This window comes from Acidimicrobiales bacterium (assembly GCA_035547835.1).
Lineage (GTDB): Bacteria > Actinomycetota > Acidimicrobiia > Acidimicrobiales > Iamiaceae > DASZTW01.
Genome location: DASZTW010000006.1, coordinates 5,001 through 30,395, shown reverse-complemented (window position 1 = coordinate 30,395; position 25,395 = coordinate 5,001). Strand labels below are relative to the sequence as shown.

At 70.6% G+C, this 25,395-nt stretch carries 23 protein-coding genes and 1 pseudogene (1 of these 24 cut by a window edge); 12 read left to right on the top strand and 12 right to left on the bottom strand.

Annotated features, from left to right (window positions below):
* Positions 1-74: 74 nt before the first annotated feature.
* Entirely contained in the window at positions 75-1,979 is a 1,905-nt protein-coding gene (locus VHA73_06570; GenBank protein ID HVX17677.1) for a NosD domain-containing protein, read from the bottom strand.
* Positions 1,980-2,103: 124 nt separating this feature from the next.
* Here VHA73_06570 and VHA73_06565 point away from each other — a divergent pair, with 124 nt between their 5' ends.
* On the top strand, positions 2,104-3,279 hold the full coding sequence (locus tag VHA73_06565) for an acyl-CoA dehydrogenase family protein (protein HVX17676.1): 1,176 nt from the start codon (positions 2,104-2,106) through the stop codon (positions 3,277-3,279).
* A 33-nt stretch (positions 3,280-3,312) separates the two neighbouring features.
* Here VHA73_06565 and VHA73_06560 read toward each other — a convergent pair whose 3' ends face one another.
* Together VHA73_06560 and VHA73_06555 are read right to left on the bottom strand one after the other, a co-directional pair.
* Positions 3,313-3,696, bottom strand: a complete 384-nt coding sequence (locus VHA73_06560) for a cyclic nucleotide-binding domain-containing protein (GenBank protein ID HVX17675.1) — start codon at positions 3,694-3,696, stop codon at positions 3,313-3,315.
* 127 nt (positions 3,697-3,823) lie between these two features.
* Positions 3,824-4,303, bottom strand: coding sequence for a MarR family transcriptional regulator (locus VHA73_06555; protein ID HVX17674.1), 480 nt, complete (start codon positions 4,301-4,303; stop codon positions 3,824-3,826).
* Positions 4,304-4,542: 239 nt separating this feature from the next.
* Here VHA73_06555 and VHA73_06550 point away from each other — a divergent pair, with 239 nt between their 5' ends.
* From VHA73_06550 to VHA73_06540, 3 genes are all read left to right on the top strand, one after another.
* Positions 4,543-5,592, top strand: a complete 1,050-nt coding sequence (locus VHA73_06550; protein HVX17673.1) for an LLM class F420-dependent oxidoreductase — start codon at positions 4,543-4,545, stop codon at positions 5,590-5,592.
* Positions 5,593-5,909: 317 nt separating this feature from the next.
* Complete coding sequence (locus VHA73_06545; protein HVX17672.1) at positions 5,910-6,476, top strand: dihydrofolate reductase family protein; 567 nt, start codon at positions 5,910-5,912, stop codon at positions 6,474-6,476.
* 133 nt (positions 6,477-6,609) lie between these two features.
* On the top strand, positions 6,610-8,148 hold the full coding sequence (locus VHA73_06540) for an aldehyde dehydrogenase family protein (GenBank protein HVX17671.1): 1,539 nt from the start codon (positions 6,610-6,612) through the stop codon (positions 8,146-8,148).
* Positions 8,149-8,274: 126 nt separating this feature from the next.
* Here VHA73_06540 and VHA73_06535 read toward each other — a convergent pair whose 3' ends face one another.
* Together VHA73_06535 and VHA73_06530 are read right to left on the bottom strand one after the other, a co-directional pair.
* Complete coding sequence (locus VHA73_06535; protein HVX17670.1) at positions 8,275-9,240, bottom strand: nitronate monooxygenase; 966 nt, start codon at positions 9,238-9,240, stop codon at positions 8,275-8,277.
* A gap of 34 nt (positions 9,241-9,274) precedes the next feature.
* Entirely contained in the window at positions 9,275-10,555 is a 1,281-nt protein-coding gene (locus tag VHA73_06530) for a geranylgeranyl reductase family protein (GenBank protein ID HVX17669.1), read from the bottom strand.
* A gap of 31 nt (positions 10,556-10,586) precedes the next feature.
* Between VHA73_06530 and VHA73_06525 the strand changes: the two genes are divergently transcribed.
* The gene (locus VHA73_06525; protein HVX17668.1) at positions 10,587-11,633 is read left to right on the top strand and encodes a DUF4190 domain-containing protein; all 1,047 of its coding nucleotides are present in this window, start codon (positions 10,587-10,589) and stop codon (positions 11,631-11,633) included.
* Positions 11,634-11,649: 16 nt separating this feature from the next.
* Here VHA73_06525 and VHA73_06520 read toward each other — a convergent pair whose 3' ends face one another.
* Positions 11,650-12,168, bottom strand: coding sequence for a hypothetical protein (locus VHA73_06520; protein ID HVX17667.1), 519 nt, complete (start codon positions 12,166-12,168; stop codon positions 11,650-11,652).
* Positions 12,165-12,878 carry a hypothetical protein gene (locus VHA73_06515; protein HVX17666.1) on the bottom strand — a complete coding sequence of 238 codons (714 nt, stop codon included), beginning with the start codon at positions 12,876-12,878 and terminating at the stop codon, positions 12,165-12,167. The genes VHA73_06520 and VHA73_06515 overlap by 4 nt, the downstream gene beginning before the upstream one ends.
* Positions 12,879-13,216: 338 nt before the next feature.
* On the opposite strand from VHA73_06515, the gene VHA73_06510 reads away from it, so the two are divergent.
* Positions 13,217-14,125: an SDR family oxidoreductase gene (locus VHA73_06510; GenBank protein ID HVX17665.1), complete on the top strand. Its 909-nt coding sequence runs from the start codon at positions 13,217-13,219 to the stop codon at positions 14,123-14,125.
* A gap of 1 nt (position 14,126) precedes the next feature.
* Positions 14,127-14,993 (top strand): MaoC/PaaZ C-terminal domain-containing protein, encoded by an 867-nt coding sequence (locus tag VHA73_06505; GenBank protein ID HVX17664.1) that lies wholly within the window; start codon positions 14,127-14,129, stop codon positions 14,991-14,993.
* Between the two features lie 102 nt (positions 14,994-15,095).
* Here the strand turns inward: VHA73_06505 and nucS are convergent, their stop codons facing one another.
* The 3 genes from nucS to VHA73_06490 form a co-directional block, all read right to left on the bottom strand.
* Positions 15,096-15,755 carry an endonuclease NucS gene (nucS, locus tag VHA73_06500; protein ID HVX17663.1) on the bottom strand — a complete coding sequence of 220 codons (660 nt, stop codon included), beginning with the start codon at positions 15,753-15,755 and terminating at the stop codon, positions 15,096-15,098.
* 34 nt (positions 15,756-15,789) lie between these two features.
* On the bottom strand, positions 15,790-17,433 hold the full coding sequence (locus tag VHA73_06495) for an AarF/UbiB family protein (GenBank protein ID HVX17662.1): 1,644 nt from the start codon (positions 17,431-17,433) through the stop codon (positions 15,790-15,792).
* A 127-nt stretch (positions 17,434-17,560) separates the two neighbouring features.
* The gene (locus tag VHA73_06490; GenBank protein HVX17661.1) at positions 17,561-18,448 is read right to left on the bottom strand and encodes an enoyl-CoA hydratase-related protein; all 888 of its coding nucleotides are present in this window, start codon (positions 18,446-18,448) and stop codon (positions 17,561-17,563) included.
* On the opposite strand from VHA73_06490, the gene VHA73_06485 reads away from it, so the two are divergent.
* On the top strand, positions 18,447-19,784 hold the full coding sequence (locus tag VHA73_06485) for a GAF domain-containing SpoIIE family protein phosphatase (protein ID HVX17660.1): 1,338 nt from the start codon (positions 18,447-18,449) through the stop codon (positions 19,782-19,784). The two genes, VHA73_06490 and VHA73_06485, sit on opposite strands and share 2 nt — an antisense overlap.
* Before the next feature lie 7 nt (positions 19,785-19,791).
* Here VHA73_06485 and VHA73_06480 read toward each other — a convergent pair whose 3' ends face one another.
* Positions 19,792-20,568: a 3'(2'),5'-bisphosphate nucleotidase CysQ gene (locus VHA73_06480; protein ID HVX17659.1), complete on the bottom strand. Its 777-nt coding sequence runs from the start codon at positions 20,566-20,568 to the stop codon at positions 19,792-19,794.
* Between the two features lie 144 nt (positions 20,569-20,712).
* Between VHA73_06480 and cysD the strand changes: the two are divergent.
* The 3 genes and pseudogenes from cysD (at position 20,713) to cysC (ending at position 23,484) form a co-directional block, all read left to right on the top strand.
* Positions 20,713-21,627 (top strand): annotated as a pseudogene (gene cysD, locus VHA73_06475) (sulfate adenylyltransferase subunit CysD).
* Positions 21,627-22,883 carry a GTP-binding protein gene (locus VHA73_06470; GenBank protein HVX17658.1) on the top strand — a complete coding sequence of 419 codons (1,257 nt, stop codon included), beginning with the start codon at positions 21,627-21,629 and terminating at the stop codon, positions 22,881-22,883. The pseudogene cysD and the gene VHA73_06470 overlap by 1 nt, the downstream one beginning before the upstream one ends.
* Positions 22,884-22,899: 16 nt before the next feature.
* On the top strand, positions 22,900-23,484 hold the full coding sequence (gene cysC / locus VHA73_06465) for an adenylyl-sulfate kinase (protein HVX17657.1): 585 nt from the start codon (positions 22,900-22,902) through the stop codon (positions 23,482-23,484).
* 107 nt (positions 23,485-23,591) lie between these two features.
* Here cysC and VHA73_06460 read toward each other — a convergent pair whose 3' ends face one another.
* Entirely contained in the window at positions 23,592-24,149 is a 558-nt protein-coding gene (locus VHA73_06460) for a hypothetical protein (GenBank protein HVX17656.1), read from the bottom strand.
* Between the two features lie 88 nt (positions 24,150-24,237).
* Between VHA73_06460 and tyrS the strand changes: the two genes are divergently transcribed.
* On the top strand, positions 24,238-25,395 hold the 5' portion of the coding sequence (gene tyrS, locus VHA73_06455; GenBank protein ID HVX17655.1) for a tyrosine--tRNA ligase. 126 nt of this gene lie beyond the right edge of the window; the window shows 1,158 of its 1,284 coding nt (coding positions 1-1,158); the start codon lies at positions 24,238-24,240; its stop codon lies off the right edge, out of view.

The following is a 25,395-nucleotide window of genomic DNA, read 5'->3' as shown; positions in this document are numbered from 1 at the left end:
GCGCGGCAGCGACTGGTCGCGCCCGTGGGGGATCCGGGGGCGTGGCGGCGCGGGCCAGCGGACCCGGCCGGCGCTCAGCGGACGCGGTTGGTGTCGCAGTCGACGAACCGGTTGCCGTCGAGGGCCGAGGCGTGGTGCGACCACGACAGGATGCCGACGCGGCACCGGAGGAACTGGTTCCCACTCGCGACCGTGCCGCCGGCGCCGCGCTCGAGCAGAAGGCCGGTGCCGGTGCCGTCGGCCACGTTGACCATGACGTGGTTCTCCTCGCCGCCGGTGAGGGTGACGCCCCGTCCACCCCGGCACTGGTTCCCGGAGACGTCGCCGCCATTGCAGTCGACGAGGTGGATGGCCCAGCGCTCCGCGCGGGCGGCGTTGGACGACACGGTGGCGTCGCGGGTTCCGGTGAGGCGGATACCGGTGTCGACGCCCGACACCGTGTTGGCGTCGACGCGGTGCTCCGTCCCGCCGCTGATCGAGATGCCGGTGCCCGTCGGTGGCGCGCCGGTGGGGTGGTCGGCGGCTTCCAGCACGCGGTTGCCGGTGACGGTGACCCGCTCGGCTGCCGACGACCGAATCGCGCCGCCGGCAACGGTGTTGAACGACACGGCGTGGTCCGCGCCGCCGTCGTGGTGGACCGACCCGTGGACCACGCAGCGCTCGACCACCGTGCGGTGCGCTCCCTCGCTGGTGACCAGCGGGGAGGTGTCGGTTGCGTGGGTCGGCAGCTCGGCGTCCAGGGTGCGCCCTCGCCGTGCCGGTCCGATCAAGGTGAGGCCTTCGATGCCGGCGTCGTCGGCGAGGACGACCAGCGGCGTGCCGGGTGCCACGTCGGCGCCGTCGAGCGTGGGCGGGTCGACCGTGGGGTCGTCGGGGCTGACGCCGGCGATCGTCACCCCTGCCGGCACGGCGATCGGGAAGGTCACGGCGGGGGAGCCGTAGCGGGCGGCGGGGAGATCGATCTGGTCGCCGGGCCGGGCAGCGTCGAGCGCGGCGGCGAGCGTGGGGAACGTGGTCGCGTCGATGCGCACGGCGGCGGGCGCCCGCTCGCCCGTCACGGCCAGTACCCGGGCGCGCTTGGCGCGGATCGTGAGCTCATAGGTGACCCCGGCCGGTTGGCCGGCGGGCCGGGGCTGCGCCGGGTTGGCGATCAGCCGCACCCCCGCGGGGCCCTGGCTCCAGTCGGCGGCGCCGTCGACGGCTTCGATCGGGTAGCGGTGCGGGCTGAAGTGCGCGATCTCCCGGGTGGGGGCGCCCGTCAGGTCGATCACGTACACGGTGCGGGTGCCCGGGTCCGGGCCGGGCCGGGCTGTGTAGCGAACTTCGGGGTCGCCGGCGACATCGAAGGGATCGACGTCGGCGAGGGCATGGACGTTGGCCGACAGCCAGTGGCCCGCGGCCCCGAGGGTGCTGGCGACCTCCGGTGGCACCGACCCATCGGGCAGCGGCCCGAGCGTGAGGGCCAGCGCGTCGCCGCGTGCCGCCGCAGCCGCGATCACCGCGACCAGATCGGCGGCGCCGAGCCGGTCGTCGTCGCCCTCGACCCGGTTCCAGGTCGACGACGCCCCCAACCCCCGCCGCAGCACCGCCCCAGACCGACGAACCCCCGCGTCGAACCCCGAACTGGGGGGAGATGTGGTCGCCCCGACGACCTGGTCCCCACCTGGTTCGGTGAGGTGGGGGTGGACGTGGGGGTCGGCGACGACGGTGAGGCCGCCGGCGCAGGCCGTGCTCGCGAGGCCGACCCAAGTGGCGAGGTCCCAGGCGGCGAGGTCGAGGTGCGGCGTGAAGTCGGCGAACGTGCGCACCTCGGGCCAATGCTCGGCATGCCACGCGAGCACCTCGGGCAGCGGGTCGTCGCCGGTGAAGTGCCGTTCGTACGCGGCGGCGTCCCAGCCAAGCGGGGCGAACGCCGGCACCATGGCCAGGCCGAGGTGCACCTCGATGCGGAAGCGGTCGATCCGCTGGGGGTCGGTCACGGCGCTCACCGTACGGTGGCGGGCCGCTGCTGTCCCCCTCGGCGTGCCACGGCGTCGGACGCCGCCGGCTCGCCCGGAGCCCGTTCTTTGACCGGTCGGTCAGGGGCCTGCGAACGTTTGCGACATGGACTTCGAGCTGCCCCCGGATGACGACCCGCGCCGCGCGGAGATCCGTGCCTGGTTGGACGACCATCCCCAGCCGTCGGGTGCCGACCTGGGAGCGGCGGGCTACATGGTTCCGCACTGGCCCAAGCCCTACGGGATCGACGCCGACCCGATCCACCAGCTGATCATCGACGACGAGCTCCGGCGGGCCAAAGTCAAGCGACCGGCGAACCCGATCGCGATGGGTTGGGCGGGACCGACGTTGCTGCACGCCGGCACCGAGGAGCAAAAGGCCAAGTACCTTCCCGGCATCGTCGCCGGCACCGACATCTGGTGCCAGCTGTTCAGCGAGCCCGGCGCGGGCAGCGATCTTGCCAACCTCGGCACCCGTGCCGTGCGCGACGGCGACGAGTGGGTCATCAACGGCCAGAAGATCTGGACGTCGCTCGGCCACCTGGCCAGGTACGGCATCTTGATCGCCCGCACCGACCCCGACGTGGCCAAGCACCAAGGCATCAGCTACTTCATCTGCCCGATGGACACCCCCGGGATCGAGATCCGGCCCATCATCGAGATGACCGGCGCGCACAACTTCAACGAGGTGTTCTTCACCGACGTGCGACTGCCCGCCGAGAACCTCGTCGGCGACGTGAACGGTGGCTGGACGCTGGCCAAGGTGACGCTCTCCAACGAGCGCGTCTCGCTCTCGAGCGGCGGCGCGCTGTGGGGACAGGGACCCGACGCGGGGGACCTGCTCGACGTGATCCACCAGCGCGGAGGCCTGCACGACCCACTGCTGCGCCAGCGCGTGGCGGCGCTCTACATCGAAGCGAAGGTGCTCGACCTGATCCGGTTGCGCACGGTCAGCGCCCGCATCCGCGGCGACCAGCCCGGCCCGGAAGCGTCGGTGCGCAAAGTGTTGGCCGACGAGCACGGCCAACGGATCATGGCCCTGGCCAAGGACTTGTCCGGCGCCAGCGCGCTGCTGACGGGTGGCGTGAACAACGGGCCGCTCGGCTCAGACGACTCGATCTGGCACTACGGCTACCTGTTCTCGCAGGCTTTGACCGTCGGCGGCGGCACTGGCGACGTCCAGCGCAACATCATCAGCGAGCGGGTGCTCGGGTTGCCCCACGACATCGACGTGGAAGTCGGCCGCACCTGGGCGGAGTCGCGTCGACTCGTCGCCGGGTGAGCCCCGCTTGGTCGGACCCTGCGACCGTTGGGGTCAGGCGGCGCGGGCAGGCTGCAAGACGGGCGACAGCTCCTCGTCCTCGGTGAGCGCCCGGAACGTGCGGACGTCGTAGACCACCACATGGCCCGGCGACGACGCCACGACGGTGGCGTTGCGCACCCGGCTCGGATCCAGCGTGGCCAACTCGCCGACCACGTCGCCGGGGCCGAGCTCGATCGCACCGTCGTCGGTGAGCACGGTGGCCGTGCCGTCGGCGATCACGAACGCCTCGAGGCCTCGGTCACCTTTGCGGCACAGGACCTGGCCGTCCTCGACCGCGATGGTGGTCCCTGCGAGGGAGAGGTGGTTGGCCGCCCGCCGGCTCAGCCCGCGGCGCTCGACCAACATCTGGCTGACGGGGTCGATGAGTTTGCGCATGACCTCATTGTGCGGCCGCCGAGCGCCGATTTCGCCATCATCGACATGGTTTGTTTCGATGCGACCGATCGCTTGAAGCGATAGGAGCTGCCGCTTGTGGAGGCCGGGCTGAGCGTGCTGGCTGCGCTCAGCAGGGGTCGCTCGTGGCGGCGGCTCCATCGTGAAGTTCGGGCTGTGCCAATCCCTCGAGCACGTCGAGGCTGGCTGCCAGACGCCCGATCGCGTCGGGGTCGAGGGCGGCAACCTGCTGTGCCAACCACGCGTGTTTGCGGGTGCGGGTCTCGGCCAGCCGGGCCCGACCGGCTGCCGTCGCCTCGACCCGGGTCACGCGGCGGTCGCGGGGATCGCGCTGGCGGCGGGCGAGGTCGAGGCGCTCCAGGTGGTCGACGACCTTGGTCACGGTCGCGGGCGCCACCCGCTCGATCGCGGCCAGCTCGCCGAGCGTGAGGGGACCGCGCCGCTCGATGGTCGCGAGGTGGGCGAGCCGGGTCGGGGGGAGGTCGAGGTCGGCCTGCTGGCGCAGCTGCCGGTTGAGTCGGGCCACGGCGATACGGAGGCGACCCGCCACCTCAGAGGGGTCGGCGGGTGTGGGCGGCGTACTCGTCATCGTTCACCAGGGTAAGGACCTGCGCGAAATAGGTCGCCCGAGTCGCGGGTCAGGGTTCGATTCGCCAGGCTACGCCTGGCGGACAGGCGTCGGGTTGATGGGTCGGCTCGCCTGTCGGCTCGCCTCCTGAGGACGTGGCCGGCTTCGTTGCACCCGTGCCGGTTGGCGCCGCAGGCGTCCGTGCCGGAAGGATGGGCGATCGCGTCTCGCCGTCCGCAAGTTCCGCAGGGGGAAGTCCAATGCAGATCAGCATGCCGCTCAGCTACGCCGGGGGTTTCCGGGAAGCCGCTGAGTCGGTGGCCGAGTACGAAAAGGCCGGGCTCGACCTGGTGTGGGTGGCCGAGGCCTACGGCTTCGACGGCCCCAGCCTCATGGGGTATCTGGCCGCCAAGACCGAGCGCGTGCAGATCGCGTCCGGAATCTTGCCGCTGTACACCCGCACGCCGACCTTGATCGCCATGACCGCGGCTGGCATCGACGCCTTGTCCGAAGGTCGCTTCCAGCTCGGTCTCGGCGCCTCGGGCCCGCAGGTCATCGAAGGCTGGCACGGCATCCCGTACACCGCGCCGATCGGCCGCACGCGAGAGATCATCGACATCTGCCGCAAGGTGTGGAAGCGCGAAGAGCGCGTCACGTTCGACGGCAAGCACTACCACCTGCCGTTGCCCGAAGGGCAGGGCACGGGCCTCGGCAAGGCGCTGAAGATCATCGCCCACCCGGTACGCGACCAGATCCCGGTGTGGGTCGCGTCGATCGGTGAGAAGAACGTGGCGATGACGGCCGAGGTGGCCAACGGCTGGCTGCCGATCTTCTTCATCCCCGAGCGGTATCGCGAAGTGTGGGGCAAGTCGGTCGACGAGGGAGCCGCCAAGCGTGACCCGGCGCTCGGGCCGCTGCAGATCTCTGCAGGCGGTCTGCTGGCAATCGGCGACGGCGACGACGTGACCGCCATCCGCGAGTTCGCACGCCCGATGGTGGCGTTGTATGTGGGCGGCATGGGCGCAAAGGGCAAGAACTTCTACAACGACCTCGCCTGCCGCTACGGCTTCGAGGAAGCGGCTGCGAAGATCCAGGACCTCTACCTCGACGGCAAGAAGCAGGAAGCCGCGGCGCTCGTGCCCGACGAACTGCTGGAGGCCACCACGCTGTGCGGGCCCGAGAGCTACATCGCGGAGCGGGTCGCTGCTTTCAAAGAGGCCGGCGTGACGCACCTTCAGGTCACACCGGTGCCGACCGGCGGCCAAAAGCCCACCGAGGTGATCGAGAAGGTCAAGGCGATCAGCGACTGAAGGGGCGAACGCGAGCCGGCTCGGACCGTCGGCGCGATCCGAGCCGAGAGCCCCACCCCTCCACTCGACGTGCGCTCTGCAGCTGCGCCCACATCCCCCGCAGACCGCCCGTCCTCGCACCCCTGTTGCCAGGGGTTGCTGCACAGAGCGCCCGTCGGCGTCGCAGATACATCGGATCTGGACTTCTCCGGACGGTGGCCGCGGCCGGTGGCCGTGTTGCCATCGCGATCGGCGACCGATGAGCCAGCGCCGCTGATCACGTCTCATGGAGGCCGGCGCGGCGCCGGCCGCCGCGGCAAGGGAGCGCCGAGAACCCGATGCGACCACTTCGCTACTCGATCAATGTGACACTCGACGGCTGTTGCGATCATCGCGAGGGCATCCCCGACGAGGAGTTGCACCGCCACCACGCGGCGAACCTCGCGCGGGCTGACGCCCTCCTGTTCGGCCGCGTCACGTACGAGATGATGGAGGAGGCATGGCGGAGGCCGCCGTCCGGCGCCTGGCCCGAATGGATGGCCGACTGGATGGTGCCGTTCGCCGACACCATCGACGGCGCCAAGAAGTACGTCGTGTCGAGCACCTTGGACCACGTCGACTGGAACGCCGAGCTCGTGACCGGTGACCTCGGCGACGCGGTCCGTGCGCTCAAGGAGCAGCCGGGCGAGGGCCTCGCGGTCGGCGGGGTGACCCTCCCGCTTGCGTTGGCCGACTTGCGGCTGATCGACGAGTACGAGTTCGTCGTGCAGCCCATCGTTGCGGGTCATGGGCCCGCGCTGCTGGCCGGTCTTCGGGAGCGGCTCGATCTCACGCTCGTGGGTCGCGAGGAGCTCGGCTCTGGCGCGGTGGTGCTGCGCTACCGACCCGGTCGGGACTCCTGGTGACCCTCAGCTGACCTCGTTGTTGCTCCGCACCTCATGCCGATTGCTGGCTCTGGCACGATCGTCAACGGTCCGTGAGCCCGACCGCCAAGGCTCGCCGCGTGCATCTCGTCGCGATCGCGGCGAGCATAGGGGCATGACGGACACCGCTGAACGCACGATCCAGACCAGCGACCCGCGCACGGGCGCGGTGACGGGTTCGGTGCCGAACCAGGGTCCCGACGAAGTGGCCGCGGCCATCGCGCGCGCCCGCGTCGCATCGGTGGCGTGGGCCGGCCTCACCTTCGAGGAGCGTGCGACGCATCTGAAGGCGGTGCGCGACCTCCTGCTCGACCGGGCAGAGCAGCTGGTCGACGTCGTCTGCGCGGAGACCGGCAAGCTGCGCGGCGAGGCGGTCTTCACCGAGCTCATGGTGGCCTGCGAGCTGATCGACTACTACGCCAAGCACGGCGGGCGCACGCTCCAGCCCGAGAAGGTGTCGGCCGGTTCGACCATGGTCCACAAGAAGGCCATGCGGTGGTACGAACCGATGGGCGTGGTCGGCGTGATCAGCCCGTGGAACTATCCGCTGACGCTGACGATGACCCCCGTGGCCACTGCACTGTTCGCCGGCAACACGGTGGTGCTCAAGCCGTCGGAAGTCACCCCGCTGGTGGGCGTCGAGGTCGGCAAGCTGTTCGCGGAGGTCGGCGGGCATCCCGACATCGTGCAGGTGGTGACCGGCGACGGCATGACGGGCGATGCGGTCGTGCGCGGCGGGGTCGACATGGTGTGCTTCACCGGCTCGGTCGCCACCGGCCGCAAGGTCGCTGTGGCGGCGGCGGAGCAGCTGATCCCGGTGATCCTCGAGCTCGGCGGCAAGGACCCGATGATCGTGTGCGACGACGCCGACCTCGACCGTGCGGCGGCGGGCGCGCTGTGGGGTGCGTTCTCGAACTCGGGCCAGACGTGCATGGCGGTCGAGCGTGTGTACGTGCAGGACTCCGTCTACGACCAGTTCGTCGACAAGGTGGTCGATGGTGCGAGCAAGATCCGCCAAGGCGAGGGTCCGGCGCATGACATCGGCTCGATGACCTTCCCCAAGCAGGTCGACATCGTCGAGCGTCACGTCGACGAAGCAGTCGACAAGGGTGCAAAGGCACTCGTCGGCGGCCACCGCGTCCTCGGCAAGCCGGGGCTGTGGTTCGAGCCGACGGTGCTGGTCGACGTCGACCACGACATGGCCGTGATGCGCGACGAGACCTTCGGGCCGGTCCTTCCGATCATGCGGTTCCACGACGACAAGGAAGCGATCGCGCTCGCCAACGACTCCGTCTACGGCCTCAACTCCTCGGTGTGGACCAAGAGCCCCGAGCGGGGCGAGCAGCTCGCGGCGCGCATCCAGGCCGGCAACGTGTGCGTGAACGACGCGCTGGTCAGCTACGGCGTCACGTCGTTGCCGTTCGGCGGTGTCAAGGAATCGGGCATCGGGCGGGTGCACGGCGAGGAAGCGCTGCGCCGCTTCTCGATCGAGAAGTCGGTGTTGGTCGACCGCGCCGGCCTGAAGAAGGAGGTCTACTGGTTCCCGCTGCCCAAGCGGATCGACCGGATGGGCCTCAAGCTGCTGCGGGCCCGGTACCGGTCGGGTGCCGGCAAGAAGCTCAAGGCGCTGCTGCCCAGCCGCAACCCGCGCTGAGACCGGACCCGCTCAGGACCTGCGCGGACGGGTCGCCCGACTCGCGGGTCGCCGTGCGATTCGCCAGGCTGTGCCTGGCGAATCAGGCGCCGTGTTGATGGTCGGTTCGCCTACCGGCTCGCCTCCTCAGCGGGCCGCGTCGACCCGGCCGAGGGCGGCTTCGGCCTCGGCCACGAAGCGGTGCACCAGCTCGCCGGCGGGCACCAGCTCGTGGATGGCGCCCACGCCTTGCCCCGCCGGCATGAACTCGCGGTCGATGTCGACGTCGGTCGTCTCGGGTCCCGCGCCGAGGTGGTTCACCCCGTCCTGCCAGGACTGCAGGACCTGGCCAGGGAAGGGGAGTGGCTCACCGCCGGCCGCCTCGAAGTCGTCGACATAGCTGGTGCGCACGACCCGGCAGGTCTTGCCGGTGTACGCACGGGTGACGATGGTGCCGTCTTCAGGGGTGGCGAGCAGCCGGTCCTTGTACCCCTTCACAGTGTGGGCCTCGGGGGTCGCGATGAAGCGTGTGCCCACCCAGACACCGTCGGCGCCGAGGCTGAGCGCGGCCGCCAGACCCCGACCGTCGAAGATCCCGCCGGCGGCGACCACCGGCACGCGGTCGCCCACCGCGTCGACCACTTGGGGGACCAGCGCCATCGTGGCGACCGTGCCCGTGTGGCCGCCGGCCTCGGTGCCCTGGGCGACCACGATGTCGCACCCTGCTTCCACCGCGGCCACCGCATGGCGCACCTTGCCGCACATGCTCATCACCAGCAGATTCAGCTCGTGGCACAACTCGATCACGTCGCGGGGCACGCCGAGGCCGGCCACGTAAGAAGTCGCACCGCCCTTGGCGATGTCGCGGATCTTCGCCTCGATGTCCTGGGGGGCGGCGGTGAGCAAGTCGACACCGAACGGCTTCGACGTCCGCGCCCGCGTGGCCGCGATCTCGGCGACCATCTCCTCGTGGCTCGCGGCGGCGGCACCGATGCAGCCGTAGCCGCCGGCCTCCGACACGGCCGCAACCAGCTCGTGGAAGGAGACGCCACCCATCCCGGCCAGCATCACCGGGTGCTCGACGTCGAGGGTCTCGGTCAGACGAGTGCGCATCGACCGGACTGTAGGCCCGCACTCGACCGTGCGGTCAACAAGGGCCGGGCCGTGGGTGCTCGCGGTACGCGCCGTGGCCGGTGAACACGCCGGGGTGCCAGCGGCCGGGCGTGACCGCCATGGCCCGCGGATAGTCCTCGAACAGCCAGCGAGCGAAGGTGCGCCGGGTCCAGTCGTTGGCGGCCGCCAAGCGCACCGCGGCTCGAGCGCCTTTGCGGTGGCGCAGCCCCCGGGCGGTCACCAGCGCCATCCGGTGGTCGGCGACGAGCTCGCGGCGTACGGCGTGGCGATAGTGACGGGCTGCGCCCACCGCGTCGAGCGGCCCCGCCGCGGTCATCGCCTGCGCGGCGAGGACCCCGGACAACAAGGCCTGGCCGATTCCCTCGCCGGTCATGGGATCGGTGGCCCGCGCCGCGTCGCCCACGAACAGCACTCGGCCCGTGGCGAGCCGCACGCCGTCGATGCGGGCAGGGATGGGCCACGCCTTGTGACGGTCCTCCGGGCGGGCGGTCGGGCCGAGCACCTCGTGGATGGCGGGACGGTCGAGCAAGTCGATCCACAGCCGCCGAAGCGCCCCTCCGTCGAGCTCTTCGGGTCGGATGATGCAGTAGCCGACATTCGCCCGGCTGCCCGGCAGCGGGAACGACCACGCGTAGCCCGGCAGCAGGTCGGGCTCGAACCACACGAACAGCTCGCTCGCCGCCCGGGGGCCCACGTCGGTGAAGTACTGGCGGAAGGCGTGCCATTCGCCCCGGTACGTCGGGTCAGCAAGGCCGAGGTGCTTGCGCAGCGGCGACCACATCCCGTCGGCGCCGATCGCGTAGCGGGCTGCGATCGTGCCGACGCGGTCCACGACGAGCTCGACGTGGTCGGGCCGGTTCACCGCACCGGTGCAGCCGTGGCCTTCGAGCACCTCAACGCCGGCCGCGCGTGCCAGGTCGAGCATCGCTGCATCGAGCTCCCGGCGACGAGCCACCACTGCGAACTGGCCGTCGTCGCGCGGCAGGGGGAATCGTCCCTCGCGGCCGGACGGTGACCGGACGATCACGTCGTCGACCACCTGCCAGGACGGCACATCGGCAGGGTCGAGGCCGAGGTGCTCGACCAGCCGCAACGCCCCGGCCGTCAGCCCATCGCCGCAGCACTTGTCGCGAGGGAACCTCGCTTTGTCGATCAGGGTCACCTGACGGCCGGCCCGCGCGGCGGTGATGGCGGCAGCGGTGCCTGCGGGCCCTCCACCGACCACGACGATCTCGCGTTGCTCCACGACGCCACCGTAGACACGTCGCCGGCACCCGGCCGTTCGATCGCACATCCTCAGACCCTGTCATGCCATGCTGTCCGCCATGAGCACACCGAGTGACGAGTCGACCACGACATCGGACGGCCCGCCTCCGGGTGGCGATCCGCCACGCGGCGCCACCGGTGCGGTGCCCCCCGAACGTCCTGTGCCGGCTCCAGCCGCCGCCTCCCGCAGCCGACGTTCCCTTCGGGCGTCCGGCGTGGTGGTCGCGATGGTGGGCGCCACGCTGCTCGCCGCAGTCGTCGCGGACTTCCAATGGGCGGGCCCGTACGGCTACGGGCGCGTGTCGGACGGGAAGGTCTGGTTTGCGTTGCTGGTGTTCCCATGGGTGCTCACGGTCGCGGCCGGCGCGCTGATGATGCGGACGAAGCGGCTCGGGCAGGTCGTCGCCGGTGCCGTGGTGGGCTTCGGCGTGATGGTGGTGGCCGTGGCGGTCGCCGCCGCGGTCGCCGGCGATCGCGTCGCTGGCACCAGGTTCGTGATCCGCATCTCCCGTCTCAGCCCTTACCTGTTGCACACGGGGCTCCAGTTGAGCACCACCCAGGCGGTCCGCTACGCCTGCGCCAGCGCGGTGATGGGTGCGGTGTTCGGGTTCGTGGTGATCGTGGTGGCCACGGGGTTCGAGCGGTCGTGGTTCCCAGCGCTCGGCGGCGCGTTCGCCGGCGCGCTGCTGCTCGGCCCCCAGCCGCTCATCACCCACACCGCCAAGCACGCGTACACCAACTCACTTGGCGTGGCCGGCGCCCTGGTGGTGCTCGGGATCGCCGCGGTCGCGGCCGCGCTCGACGCACCGCAGCCGGCGGCGCGAACGGTGGACGTGACCAACGCCTCGACCCTCGCGGCCGGCCGACAAGGCGCGCCCACGGGAGGGTCGGGGCTCACGCCCACCAACGCGTTCGCCGTCGTGGCGCTCGTGCTGGGGTTGCTCGGCGGGAACCTGCTCGCTGTGATCTTCGGTCACCTCGGGCGGCGCCAGATCCGCGAGACGGGGGAGCGGGGCGACGGGATGGCCTTGGCGGGGCTGATCCTCGGCTACGTCGGCATCGTGCTCTGGGCGGTCTTGTTCGTCGCCGCCTTGGCGAACAGCTGAGGGCGGTCGCCGTCGATCACGGCGCGGGTTCAGATGGGGGCACGGGGCCGGGTCGGTCGGCCGGACCCGGCTTGGCGCGGCCAGCGGCCGGGTGGCGCGACGGCGCGGCGTCGGGCAACAAGGCGTGCTGGGTGAGCCAGGCAGCAGCGGTTGCCGGTGGCCAGCTGCGGTCGCGCTGGAACACCGGAGTGGCGGCTTCGTCGAGCGCGAGCTCGACGATCTCGTTCCACGGCAGCCACGGGCTCGCCTCGACATAGGACGCCGGGATCAAGGCGGGGTGGACACGGCCTTCCTCGAGATCGTCGACGCCCGGCACCGGGAGCTGGAACGCCGCCGCGAGCTCGGCCCGGGTGCCGCCCAGCACCCCTCGGACCGTGACGGTGGCAGCCATGCCTGCGGGCCACGGCCGCCTCGCCCGCAGGTAGTTCGCCGCCAGTCGTTCGTAGGCCATCCGGGCGAGCCGCTCGGAGGTGGTCGCCGGCGGCCGCAACGGCAACCCCTCCTCCGCTCGTGGCTCGGGTCGGCCGGCGCTCATGCGACCGGCGCCAGCATCGGCTCGTCGCCTGCGGGGCCACCGCTCAACAAGGGGATGTCGGCGAGCCAGGCGAGCTCGGCGTCCGCCCTCGCCGCGTCGCGCAGCTTGCGGCGGTAGCGACTCACTCGCTGGCGCACCGTGGCGGCTTGTAGGCCGCGGGTGCGCCCGACCGTCTCGGCCGGAGCGGGGTCGCCCTGGTCGTGTTGGACCTGGTAGTCGAGCAGCAGTCCGAGGTCGCGGTCACCGACGCGCCGGGCCAGGGTGCAGAGCGCGGCCAGCTGCTCGTCGGACGTGGCCAGCTGTTCGAGCAGCGCGACCGGTTCCTCGTCGGCCGGTCGACCGATCCATGCGACGATCTCGTCGCGAGCGTCACGCGCTTCGGCGAACTGTTCCGTGTCGCACGAGGTGGCAAAGGTGCCGACGTGTGCGGCGATGACGTTGCCGATGCGGTGCGCCGCCCACACCCAGGGGAGGGCCCCGCCATCGGCGCGCCACGTACCGGCGACGGCGGCGATGGCGAAGGCGGTGTCGACCGCCAGCGACTCACGATCGGCGCGATCGAGGGGAACCCCGCGCCGCAACGCCTGAGTGGCGACCGCCGATTGCAGTTCTTTGGTGAACCCCGTGAGCAGCTCGACCACTGCAGCATCGTCGCCCTCGGCGAGGCGGCCCATGATCCGCTCCAACTCTGCTCGTCGTTCCGCTTCCATCGTGGCGCCCGCCTTTCGTCGTCGTCCGCCCGTCAACCCCCATCATGACGACGACCTGTGACATCGAACGGGAACCACCATCGCCGGGTCAGTCCGAGGGACGGCGATCGGCGGCGAGGCCGTGGATGAGTGTGGCGATGATCGGGCGCATCTCGGCTCGGGCTGCCTTCGTCCCGCTCGACGCGCCAGCTCGTGTAGCCGACGAGATCGCCGCGTTCGTGCCGGTGTGATCCCGTGGCGGCGTGGCCGCACCGCGTGCCGGTCCTCGGTGTGCACTCGCTCGGGGGCGTCTGCCAAGATGCCGACACCGCTCGGCACACCCCAGGGGGACGACATCGATGGCAGGGACTTGTGAAGGCCGCGTCTGCGTGATCACCGGCGCCGGCCGAGGGATCGGGCGGGAGCACGCACTGCTCCTGGCCCACGAAGGCGCGAAGGTGGTCGTCAACGACCTCGGCGGGGAGATGGACGGCGAGGGCCGTTCCACCGGGCCCGCGCAGGAAGTCGTCGACGAGATCAAGGCGGCCGGCGGCGAAGCGGTCGCCAACGGTGACGACATCAGCGATTTCGACGGCGCGGAGCGCCTGATCAAACAAGCCATCGACACGTTCGGCGGCCTCGACGTGGTCATCAACAACGCCGGCATCCTGCGCGACCGCATGCTGACGAACATGACCGAGGCCGAGTGGGACGCGGTCATCAAGGTGCACCTGAAGGGCACGTTCGGCCCGTCGCGTCACGCCGCGGCGTACTGGCGGGAACAGGCCAAGGCCGGCAACCCGGTCGACGGCCGGATCATCAACACCTCGTCGCCGTCGGGCATCTACGGCAACGTCGGACAGACGAACTACGGCGCTGCCAAAGCCGGCATCGCCGCGTTCACGATCATCGCCTCGATGGAGCTCGCCCGATACGGCGTCACGGTCAACGCCATCGCCCCCGCCGCGCTCACCCGCATGACGGAGAACCTGGGCATGGGCCAAGCGTCCGACGAGGTGAAGGAGCAGATGTCGCCTGCTCGCATCGCGCCGCTGATCGCGTGGCTGTCGTCGGCCGAGTCCAAGGACGTCACCGGTCGCGTGTTCGACATCAGCGGTCGGCTGCTGTCGGTGTCGGAGGGCTGGCACCGGGGGCCCACGGCCGATACGCCCGACACCGTCGCCGAGACCGGCGAGGTCGTCCGCAAGCTCGTGGCCGAGGCTCGTCCCAACGCCGACATGTTCGGCGCCGACAAGAAGGACGCCTGACATGGCCATCGATCCCGGCGCCGTCGGCGCGAAAGGTGACCCGGTCGAGTCGTCGTGGACCAGCCGCGACTCGCTGCTGTACGCGGTCGGTGTGGGCGCCGGCCAGGAGCCGCTCGAGGAGCTCGCCTTCACCACCGAGAACTCGATGAACATCACCCAGCGCGTGCTGCCGACCCAGGCCGTCGTGTTGGGCTTCGGCGGCGGCGGCGTGATGGGGAAGATCGGCTCGTTCAACCCCGCCATGCTCGTCCACGGTGAGGAACGCATCGAGCTCCACCAGGAGATCCCGGTGGCCGGCAAGGTGTCGACGGTCGGCGAGATCACCGCGATCTGGGACAAGGGCAAGGGCGCGGTGGTCGAGAGCACCTCGGTCTCGACGCTGCTCGAGGGCGACGGCAAGGTCGGCGAGCCGCTGTTCACGACCGTGATGTCGGCCTTCATCCGGGGCGAGGGCGACTTCGGCGGCGAGCGTGGCCCATCGGGCCCGCGCAACGTGCCGCCCGAGCGCGACCCTGACCACAAGGTCACGTACACGACCCGGCCCGAGCAGGCGCTGATCTACCGGCTCTCGGGTGACCGCAACCCGCTCCACGCCGACCCGCAGTTCGCCAAGATGGGCGGGTTCGATCGGCCGATCCTGCACGGTCTGTGCACGTACGGCTTCACTGGTCGGGCCTTGCTCAACACGGTGTGCGAAGGCGACCCGTCGCGTTTCAAGGCCATGGAGGGCCGCTTCTCCTCGCCGGTGTTCCCTGGTGAGTCGCTCACCATCAGCGTGTGGGGCACGGGCGGCAGCGAGGCCGTCTTCCAGACCCAGGGCGGCGACGGTCGCATCGTCCTCGACGCCGGCCTCGTCAAGTTCGCCTGACCCGCCCGCTCTCCCGTTCTGGGCTGTTTTTGACGCGCTGGGACGCGTAAAAAACAGCCCAGAACGGGGATGTTGGGGGGGTGGCGCGGGGACGGGGCGGGGTCAGAACAGGCGGAGCTCGTCGGACTCGATGCCGCGGAGCTCGTCGTAGTCGACCTCGACCCAACCGAGTCCGCGGTCGGTGGCGAGGGTGCGGGCCTGGGGCTTGATCTGCTGGGCCACGAAGATGCCGCGGACGGGTCGCAGCAGTGGGTCGCGCTCGAGGTACTCGAGGTAGCGGGTGAGCTGCTCGACGCCGTCGATCTCGCCACGCCGCTTGATCTCGATCGCCACGGTGCCACCCTCGGGGTCGCGGCACAGAAGATCGACCGGCCCGATGGCCGTGGGGTACTCCCGGCGGATCAGCTCCAAGCCGGGTGCGATCGCGGTGCAGTTGGCGGCCAGCAGCTCTTGGAGGTGGGCCTCGACGCCGTCCTTGTGCAGCCCCGGGTCGTCACCGAGGTCCCACGACGAGTCGGACAGGACCTCGTCGATCGTGATCACGAGCGCGTCGCCTTTGCTGTTCGACACCCGCCATTCGCCGTCGGCCTCCTCGAAGCGGTTTGGAGGGGTCATCCAGTTGAGCGGCTTGTACGCGCCGCCGTCGGCGTGGACGCACACGCTCCCGTCGGCCTTCACCATCAACAGGCGGATGGCAGGCGGGAGGTGGGCGTTGAGCCGACCGACGTAGTCGACCGAGCAGCGGGCGATCACGAGCCTCATGCGGCCGCCGATGGTAGAGCGTGACCGGGTGGACTCAGTCCCCGTGCTGGCGACGGCCGCCGAGCAGGCGGCGGCCGCGTCGCCGCTCACGCTGTTCCATCCGCTGGCGCATGACCACCCGGCGGTCCTGGAGCTCTTGGTAGGTGAGCGAGGTCGTCACGGAGGGGTCGACGCCGTAGCTGGCCTTGATGCCGGTGAGATCGAGGTCCCAGGTGGTGCCTTCGAGGCCGACCTCGGCGGCGATCCGCTCGCCGTGATGGGTGGCGAAGTACGTGGCCACATGCGTGATCTCGGCGAACAAGTCGACGTCAGGAGCAAGGGTGGCGATGGAGCCGTCGAGGAACACCATGTTCTTCACGAACAACATCAGCTCCTTGGGAAAGCGGGCGCCCATGCCGAGCAGCGCCTTGATGACGCGCTGGATCTCCTTGGTGAGGTCGTCGCCGGTGAGCGTCGTGAGGTCGACGGCGGGCTGATCGAGGCCGAGCTCGGCGACCACCGCGTCGATGTCGGTGTCGGGCGGAAGGGCGCCGAGGTCGCGGAACGAGGCGACTTGGCCGGCGAGGTCGTTGGTGGTGGCGGTGACGAGCAACCGCAAGAAGGCCTGGCGCTGGACCGGGCTCAGCCGCCCGGTGATCCCGAAGTCGAGCAGGGCGGTACGGCCGTCCGGCAGGACGAACAAGTTGCCGCCGTGCAGGTCGCCGTGGAACACACCGTGGAGGAGGGCGCCTTCGAGGAAACCGATCATGCCGGCACGCACCACCGCCTTCGTGTCGACGCCGGCGTCCTGCATCCCGGCCACATCGTCGAAGTTGAAGCCGTCGAGTCGCTCCATGACCAGGATTCGAGGCGTGACCAGATCAGGGTGCGGTCGGGGGATCACGAAATGGCGCTGATCGAGCTCGGCGTACACCTGGGCGACGTCGAGCATGTTGTCGCCTTCGAGGCGGAAGTCGAGCTCCTCGGTGATGGTCTCGGCGAACAGCTCGACCAGCGCGGGCGGATTGGCGAGCGCGGCGACCGGGATCCGTCCGACCAGCTTCGGCGCCACCCACGACATCACTCGCAGGTCCTGGTGGACCAGGCGGTTCACGGTGGGCCGCTGCACCTTCACCACGACAGACTGGCCGGTGGTCAGGACCGCTGCATGCACCTGTGCGATCGAGGCAGCGGCGAGTGGTTTGCGATCGAACGATGAGAACACCTGCTCGAGCGGGCGGCCGAGCTCACCCTCGACGACCTTGCGCACCATGTCGAACGGCTCCGGCGGCACCTGGTCGCGGCACTTGCGGAACTCCGACACCAACTCTTCGGGGAAGAGGCCTTCGCCCGAGGAGATGATCTGGGCGAGCTTGATGTAGGTGGGCCCGAGCGCCTCGGCGGCCTTGCGGAGCCGGCGCGACAGCCCGGCGATCGACTCCTGTCCGCCGCGTCGCCGCTCGCGCAACGCCCAACCCGCCAGCGCCCCTCCCAAGTGCCGGACGACGCCGACCATGCGCCGGCCGGGCGGCAGCAGGCGAGGCTCGAGCAGCCTCGGCAGCTCCGCGGTCAGCTCGTCGCGGAGTGCAGGGACCGGGTAGCGCCACACCAGCTGGTGCGGCCAGGGGAGCTCCCACGGCGGCTGGTCGCTGAAGACGCCACGGTCGAGGTCACCGGGATGGGGCGGCGCGTCGGTCACGACGGAAGTCTCGCGTGCCGAGCCCCGCCGGCGCCCATCGGCGGAACCTCGCTGCCCAGGTCTCGGCTGGTGCTCGCGGGTCCACCCGTGCGCGAATCGGCGCGCATCCACGCGGGGAGCTGCGGTGCTACTGATCTGCGAAGCGGGGCGGACGCTTGGCCAACAGGGCCGCCACCCCCTCGGCGTAATCGTCCCCACTGGTCATCTCGGCCAACAGCGCTTCGCTGTCGGCCACTGCGCTGCCGACGTCGCGGTGCAAGTCGGTGTACAACTGGCGTTTGGTCACCCGTAGCGATGCCGGGGAGACCTGCGTCGCCATGGCGTTGGCGTACGCGTACGTCGCCGGGAGCAGGTCGTCGGGTGCGACCACGCGGTTGACCAGCCCGATGGTGGCCGCTTCCTCGGCGAGCACGACCCGGCTCGACAAGAGCAGGTCGGCCGCGTGACCGATGCCGACCAGGCGCGGCAGCAGCCACGACAGCCCATACTCGGCCGGTAGCGCCAGGCGGGGCGCCGAGGTCGTGAGCTTGGCGCCACTGGCTGCGAACCGGAGATCGCAAAAGCAGGCGAGCACGAGCCCCACACCCGCCGCCGCCCCGTTGACCGCTGCGATGACCGGGAACCGGAGCCCGAAGTGGAACGCGAACGGGTGGTCGAACTCGGGGCGCACCCCGAAACCCGGCCGGGCGATGGCGCCGGGATCGATGCCCGCGTCGTACGTCCGTGCGTCGGCGTGGACGGCAAGCGCCTGGCTGTCCGCACCGGCGCAGAACCCGCGTCCCGCGCCGGTCACGACCGCCACCCGCACCCGGTGGTCGGCTTCGGCCGCGGCGAGGGCGGCCCGGTACTCGGTGTGCATCCGGCCGGTCCATGCATTGAGCCGGTCGGGGCGGTTCAACGTGATCGTGGCCACGCCAGCGTCGACCTGGTAGCGCACCACGCGGAACTCCGAAGGATCCACGAGGCCATCGTCCCACGCCCGCGCCTGGGCGCCACCGATAGCCTCTCGGATCATGCCCGAAGTGCCCCTGAGCGTCCGCCTCGAGCAGGAGCGGACCGCGCGGCGAGAGGCGGAGCTCGAACGGGACCGGCTGGCGTTCCTCGCGTCGGCAGGTACCGCGCTCACCACCACGCTCGACCCGGTGAGCACCGTGGGCACGCTGGCCCAGTTGCTGGTGCCGGCGCTGTGCGATTGGTGCACCGTGCACAGCGTCGACGACGCGGGGCGCCTGAAGGAGGCGGCGACTGCCCACGCGACGGAGGAGGGCATCGGCCTGCTCGAGGGCAGCCGCCACGAGGTCGACAAGGCCGGGAAGCCGCTCGCGTGGGGGATCGACGACGTCGCGCGATCCGGGCGGGCGGCGCGCTGGCGTGACGTGACGGAAGACGAGCTGGCTGCTCGCGCCGTGGGATCACTCGACGCAGATCTCCAGCGTCAGCTGGCCACGACCGCCGTTGTGGTGTTGCCGCTGCTCGGTCGCGGCCGGGTCATCGGCGTCGTGACGTGCGCCCGCACCCGCGACGGTGCGTCGGGGCGCCACTTCGACTTGGCCGACGAGCGGCTCATCGACAACGTCGTGGCACGCGCCGGCATGGCGCTCGACAACGCCCGGCTCTTCGCCGAGCGCACGCAGGTGGCGCGGATCCTCCAACAGGCGCTACTGCCGCCGCACCTGCCCGAGATCCCCGATGTCGAGGTGTCCGCGCGTTACCGCACGGCCGAGGAGCAGCTCGATGTCGGCGGCGACTTCTACGACCTGTTCCAGCTGCCCGACGGCTGCTGGTCGATCGTGATCGGCGATGTGTCGGGCAAGGGCTCGGTCGCTGCTGCCATCACCGGCTTGGTCCGCAACACGATTCGGGCGGTCAGCCAACCGGGCCAGTCGCCGAGTGACACGCTCCGGCGCGCCAACGAGGTGCTGCTCGGCCAAGTCGACGACACACGCTTTTGCACGGCTGCGCTGGTACACCTCCGTCCGGGGCCGACCGGCGCCACGGTCTGGGTCGCGTCAGGTGGACATCCTCGCCCGTTGGTCCTTCCGCTCGAGGGCGAGGTGCGCCCCTTGGCCTGCACGGGAACCCTGCTGGGCGTGGTGCCCGATCCCAAGCTCTCCGACGTCGAAGTCCACCTCGGCCGGGGCGACGCCATCGTGCTGTACACCGATGGGGTCACCGAGGCGCGCCGCGACCGCCAGGAGTTCGGCGAGGCCGGGATCGCCGAGGCGCTCCGACAGTGCCGCGGGCGCTCGGCGGGCACGATCGCCGACCACGTCGCGCGCAGCGTGCATGCGTGGGCCGGAACGGGAGGCGGCGATGACGCAGCAGTCCTGGTGGTGCGCCGCGCGCCTTGAGGCTGCGTCAGCTCGCGAGCGACGCCAGCTCCGACAGCACCTGCTCCGCCAGCTCTGCACGGCAGATCAACAGGTCGGGCAGGTACGGCTCCGGGTTGTTGTAGCGCAGCGGCGAGCCGTCGATCCGGCTCGTGTGCAGGCCGGCCGCGCGGGCAACGGCGACGGGCGCGGCGGAGTCCCACTCGTACTGCCCGCCGCTGTGCACGTAGATCTCCGCGCCGCCGAGCACCACCGCCATCGCCTTGGCGCCGGCGGACCCCATCGGCACCAGCTCGCCGTCGAGGTGGGTGGCGAGCTGCTCGGCGACCACCGGAGGGCGCGACCGGCTGACGACCAAGCGGGGGCGTTCGGCGGCTGGTGGCAGGGGTGGGGGAGCAGGCCGCGTGCCGAGCACCACGTGCTGGGCCGGGAGCGCGACCGCTCCGGCCGCCACGTCGCCGTCGATGGCCAACGCCACGTGCACCGCCCAGTCGCCTCGTTCGGGCTCGCCGAACTCTCGGGTGCCGTCGAGGGGGTCGACGATCCACACCCGCTCGGCGTGGAGCCGAGGGTGGTCGCCGCCCTCGCGGCTGCCGGCCTGCTCTTCCGACAGCACCGCGTCGTGCGGCGCGTGCTGGGCGAGGCCGGCCATCAGCAGCTCGTGGGCGAGGCGATCGCCTTCGGCCTCGAGCTCCTCGGCTGGCGCTCCCCGTGCGACGAGCTGGGTGCGGACGTCGAGCAGCAGCCGGGCGGCGGCCACCGCGAGTTGGGCGGCGAGCTCGTGGTCCTGTTCGGTGGCGCTCATCGCAGTAGTTTCCGTCATGTCGACATCCATCCGGGACCGCGACCCCGTGGCGCCCGCTCGCCGGCGGTGCCGCCCCGGTTTGGTGAATCCTGACCATATCGGTCAGGATTATGTGTCGACCTTCCGCCCGCACCGCAGGGAAAGGCCATGCCCCCGACGTACCAACTGCCCCACCTCCGCACCCTCGAGGCGGAATCCATCCATCTCTTCCGGGAGGTCGCCGCCGAGTTCGAGCGGCCCTGCCTGCTCTTCTCCGGTGGCAAGGACTCGGCGGTGATGTTGCACCTGGCCGCCAAGGCCTTCTGGCCGGCGCCGATCCCGTTCCCGGTCATGCACGTCGACACCGGCGAGAACTTCGACGAGGTGCTGGCCTTTCGCGACGAGCGGGTCGAAGCGCTCGGGCTGCGGATCGTGGTGGCGTCCGTGCAAGCCGCGATCGACGCCGGCAAGGCGGTGGAAGAGAAAGGCGCCACCGCCTCGCGGAACCGGCTCCAGACCGGCGTCTTGCTCGAAGCCATCGAGGAGCGCGGTTTCGACGCGCTGTTCGGCGGCGGCCGGCGCGATGAGGAGAAAGCCCGCGCCAAAGAGCGCATGTTCAGCTTTCGCGACGAGTTCGGCCAATGGGACCCGAAGAACCAGCGCCCGGAGCTGTGGGATCTGTACAACGGCCGCATCAACAAGGGCGAGCACATCCGAGCCTTCCCGCTGAGCAACTGGACCGAGCTCGACGTGTGGCAGTACATCGCCGAGGACCGCGTGGAGGTGCCGGAGATCTACTACGCCCACCAGCGCGAGGTGGTGCGCCGCGACGGAATGTTGTTGGCCGTCACCCGCTTCCTCACGCTGCTCGAAGGCGAGGAGCCCTACACGGCCTCGGTGCGCTTCCGCACGGTGGGCGACGCCTCGTGCACCGGGTCGGTCGAGTCGACGGCCGCCACACCCGAGGCGGTGGTGGCCGAGGTCGCGGCAACCCGCATCACCGAGCGAGGCGCCACCCGGGCCGACGACCGTTTCTCCGAGGCCGCCATGGAGGACCGCAAGAAGGAGGGCTACTTCTGATGGAGATGCTCCGGTTCGCGACTGCGGGCAGCGTCGACGACGGGAAGTCCACCCTGATCGGGCGGATCCTCTACGACACCAAGACGATCTTCGAGGATCAGCTCGAGTCGATCGAGCGCACCAGCTCCGAGCGTGGCGACGAGTACACCAACTTGGCGCTGCTCACCGACGGTCTCCGCGCCGAGCGGGAACAAGGCATCACCATCGATGTGGCGTACCGCTACTTCGCCACGCCGAAGCGCAAGTTCGTGATCGCCGACTGCCCGGGGCACGTGCAGTACACGCGCAACATGGTCACCGGTTGCTCGACCGCCGATCTGGTGCTGTTGCTGGTCGACGCCCGCAACGGCATCACCGAACAGACCCGCCGACACAGCTTCCTTGCCTCGCTGCTGCGGGTGCCGCACCTCGTCCTGTGCGTCAACAAGATGGATCTGGTCGACTGGGATCAGGCGGTGTTCGAGCGCATCCGCGACGAGTTCCGCGACTTCGCCTCGAAGCTCGACATCGCTGACCTCACGTTCATCCCGATCTCGGCGCTCACGGGCGACAACGTGGTCGAGCGATCAGCCAACACCCCTTGGTACGACGGCGCGTCGCTCCTGCACCACCTCGAGGAAGTGCACATCGCGTCGGACCGCAACTTGATCGACGTGCGGTTCCCGGTGCAGTACGTCGTGCGGCCCCAGTCCAACGAGTGGCGTGACTACCGGGGCTATGCCGGCACGGTCGCTGGGGGCGTGCTGAAGCCGGGCGATGAGGTCATGGCCCTCCCGTCGGGGTTCACCACGACGATCGCCCAGATCGACACGGCTGACGGTCCGGTGGAGGAGGCGTACCCGCCGATGTCGGTGACCGTCCGACTGGCGGACGATCTCGACGTCTCACGCGGCGACATGATCTGCCGCCCGCACAACCGCCCCGAGACCGGCCAGGACCTCGACGCCATGGTGTGCTGGCTCACCGAGCAGGGCAGCCTGCGGCCTGGCGCCAAGTACGCGCTCAAGCACACGACCCGATGGGTTCGTGGGCTGGTGAAGGAGCTGCCGTACCGGCTCGACGTCAACACGCTGCACCGCGACGAAGCCGTCGAGGAGCTGCGCCTCAACGAGATCGGCCGTATCCGGCTGCGCACGACCCAGCCGCTGTTCTATGACGAGTACCGCCGCAACCGGGCGACCGGCAGCTTCATCCTCGTCGACGAGGCGACCAACAACACCGTGGCTGCCGGCATGATCCTCGGCGCCTCGGCCTGACCGGGTTGCTCGCGCCGTGAGCACCAACGTCACTTGGCATGCCAGCCCGCTCAGCCCGGCCGATCGGCCCTTTCGCGGCGCCACGGTCTGGTTGACGGGCCTTTCCGGCTCGGGCAAGTCCACGGTGGCCATCGAGTTGGAACGCCTGTTGGTCGGCCAGGGACGTCCCGCGTACCGCCTCGATGGCGACAACCTGCGTCACGGGCTCAACGCCGATCTCGGCTTCTCGGCTGCCGACCGCGACGAGAACGTGCGCCGCGCGGGCCGCGTGTCGGTGTTGTTCGCGGACGCGGGCGTGGTGGCGGTGGTCGCTCTGATCAGCCCCTACCGGTCCGGCCGCGACGAGATCCGGGCATGGCACGACCAAGCAGGAGCGCCGTTCGTCGAGGTGTTCGTCGACACCCCGCTGGCGGTCTGCGAGGCGCGAGATCCGAAAGGCCTGTACCGCAAGGCCCGCCGCGGTGAGGTCACCGGCTTCACCGGCGTCGACGATCCGTACGAATCGCCGCTGCACCCGGAGCTGGTCCTGACGCCCGCGGACGGGGACCCGCTCGCGCAGGCCGGCCGTGTGGCCGACGTCCTGCACCGAGCCCTGGACTGAGCCCAGGATTCGGCCCGCCCCAAGAACAACCCGCTGCTGTGAGCACTTGGCCACCGTGGAGGTGGCCAAGTGCTCACAACTCGGGGGGTTTTGGTTGGTGCGCGCGCTCAGAAGTCGAGCGGGGCCTCGCAGTTGCCCATGCCGTTGGCGTCGGCGAAGTCGGTGATCGTCTGCTTGGCGGTGCTGCCGTGGATCGGGCGCATGAGTGGCTTGGCGCTGCCACCCTCCGTGCGCAACGCGTGGATGTACGCCGCGCGATCGGCGAGGTAGAAGTCCCAGTCGGCCAGCCAGGACCGTACGACCGCACGCTGGTCAGCCGTGTCGGGCTGGTCGGCCCGCACGTCGGCCACCAAACCCGTGAGCAGGTCCGAGCCGCGCTGCAGGGAATCGGCCCGTGCTGCCGCCGAGGTCGCCTTGCCGGCGTTGGGCAGGCGGTTGATGGCGTCTTGCACCTTCTTGCACTGCGCGTCGGTGCGGTGCACCCAGGCCCGGTCGGCCAGCCGGTCGGGGTTCTTCGGCGTGAGGGTGCCGGTGAACACGAGCGCCCAGAAGATCGCCAGCACCACGAACGCGCCGATGCCGCCGATCACCGCCCAGTGGTGTTGGCGAAGCTTGGCGGCCGGGATCGCCGGGTCGCGGTCGGCGGTGTCGCTGGCGGGGCCCACCGCTCCAGCCTGCCATCGACCCGGCAGTCGACCCCAACTGAGGCAACGGGCTGGACCCGGCGCAGGTCGGGCGGCGAGCATGACCGCCATGGCCGAGCCCGTCGACATCCTCTCGGACCTCGAAGCCCGCGGTCTCGTCCACGACGTCACCGACCGTGCGGCGCTGGCCGATCGCCTCGCGTCGGGTCCGGTCACCGTCTACTACGGCTGTGATCCCACTGCGCCCAGCCTCCACGTCGGAAACCTGATCGGTCTCCTGGTGCTGCGACGGCTGGCGGCCGCGGGCCACCGCCCGGTGGCGTTGGCCGGCGGCGCGACCGGGATGGTGGGTGACCCGAGTGGTCGGTCGGAGGAGCGGAACCTGCTCGACGCGGCCACCCTCGACCGGAACCTCGCGGCGATCGCGGACCAGATGCGGCAGGTCCTCGCCGACCCGACGATCGAGGTGGTCGACAACCGCACGTGGACCGAACCGATGTCGGTGATCGACTTCCTGCGCGATGTCGGCAAGCACGCCACGGTGAACCAGATGCTGGCGCGGGAGTCGGTCAAGGCACGCCTGGCCTCGGAGCACGGCATTTCGTTCACCGAGTTCAGCTACATGCTGCTGCAGGCGAACGACTACCTGTGGCTCCACGACCACCGCGACTGCGAGCTTCAGATCGGTGGCTCGGACCAGTGGGGGAACATCCTGGGCGGGGTCGACCTGATCCGTCGCACCCGCGGCCACGCGGTGCACGCGCTGTCGTGGCCGTTGCTGACCGCCCCGGACGGGACCAAGCTCGGCAAGACGACGGGCGCCCGTGTGTGGCTGGATCCCGCGCGCACATCGCCGTATCAGTTCCACCAGTACTGGATGCAGACCGACGACCGGCAGGTGGAGCAGTTCCTCCTGCAGTTCACGCTGTTGACGGTCGACGAGGCGCGCGAGGTGGCCGCGGCGCACGCGGCCGAGCCCCGGCGACGGCAGGGACAGCGGCGCCTGGCGCGGGAGGCCACCGAGCTCGTGCACGGCCCAGGGGCCGCACGAACCGCCGAGGAAGTGGCCGATGTCCTGTTCGGGCGCCCGCTGGACCAGGTCGGTCTGGACACCCTGGAGGCGCTGGCCCGGGAGATCCCGACGGTTCGCCTCGATGGCGACGGGCTGCGCCCGGCCATGGAGCTCGACGAGTTGCTGGCCACTTCGGGCCTGGTCGCGTCGCGCAGCGAGGGTCGACGGACGCTGGCGCAGGGCGGGGTGTACGTG